Consider the following 1,139-nt stretch of genomic DNA (forward strand, 5'->3'; position numbering starts at 1 on the left):
GTTAAGCTTTGTGAGCGCTGCAATCAGCTCTTCCTCGTTGCCCGATACATCAAGCGTTTCTTCCGGATTGATCACATCCTCTTCAACATCAAACTGCGACGAGAAGTTTTCTGCATTAAGTTCGACAAAGCGCTCACCCTTCGTCAGGCGTGTGAGCACAGCTTGCCCGATCTTCTTCCCATCATGCATGACATATTGGGAGAAGCCTTCTGCGCTCACACCTGATACTGACACTTCGTCTTTGTTGACCCCAGCGGTGAACTGAGGAGCCTTTTTGATCTGTAAGGCAAGCTCAACTGCTTTGCCTTCAAAAATCGGTGTTGTCTGCTTCACGGCAACAGCAAACAGCTTCTCACGAAGTGCAGCGGTGGCCTCTGCTGCACTCGTTCCTTGCTTGCCTGCTTGCACGGCCTGCGTTGCGGCAGACGGTGGTGAAGCTGTTTGGGAGAAGCCTGCTACTGAACTTGTCAGCAACAAGGTCCCAACCAAACTAAGCCTTAAAATATTCCGCATCAAAATAACCCTCATTACTATTGGGTAGGTGGAGCCAAGTACCAGTCATATTCAGGTCTGATCTGAACTCTGGTGCCTTGGGAAATACGGATGACCGGCCTTAAATTGACCGTGTCTTCCATAAACTTTGCCGACAACTCGCCAACGTTCTCCGAGATGCCTGTCAGGGCGGAAGCGATTGTGTCGGAGCCTTTCAAACCATAGGCAGAGGCCATGGTGACGGCTGATTCAACGCCCGCGCCAATGGCAACGGTGGTCACGGCGGTGCCGTACTTCTCCCACCAGCGATTATCGACGTGGCCGGACATGCCGCCATAGCCTTGAGCATCGCCAACCTTGGCTTTGAGCTGATAGATTTCAGCTCGGCTTTCAGCCATGAGAACACGCTCACATTGAAAGCCGATACGGGTCTGTCCAACCTTCTTGGCACTCTCATAGCGGCAGATCATGCGGCTTCCTTTTGGAACCAGAAGATTGGCCCCGTGATAGCCGTAAACATCCCTGCTCACCTGAATGACGACAGTGCCCTCATCAGCTAGCTGGCTGTTAATGCCGGTTTCCATGATGCCGGTGATGTAGCGGTCGGCAGTGACAATCCGGCTGTTATCAACCGCACTGGTGGAGAT

At 52.5% G+C, this 1,139-nt stretch carries 2 protein-coding genes; both read right to left on the reverse strand.

Features of this window, described 5'->3' with window-relative positions:
• A partial coding sequence (locus tag PsW74_RS22940) for a hypothetical protein (RefSeq protein ID WP_193777981.1) occupies positions 1-513 on the reverse strand: 513 nt, incomplete at its 3' end.
• Between the two features lie 17 nt (positions 514-530).
• Positions 531-1,139, reverse strand: a 609-nt coding sequence (locus PsW74_RS22945; protein WP_193777982.1) for a TrbI/VirB10 family protein, incomplete at its 5' end; no start/stop codon positions are given.

This window comes from Pseudovibrio sp. W74 (genome assembly GCF_001623085.1).
Taxonomy (GTDB): Bacteria; Pseudomonadota; Alphaproteobacteria; order Rhizobiales; family Stappiaceae; genus Pseudovibrio.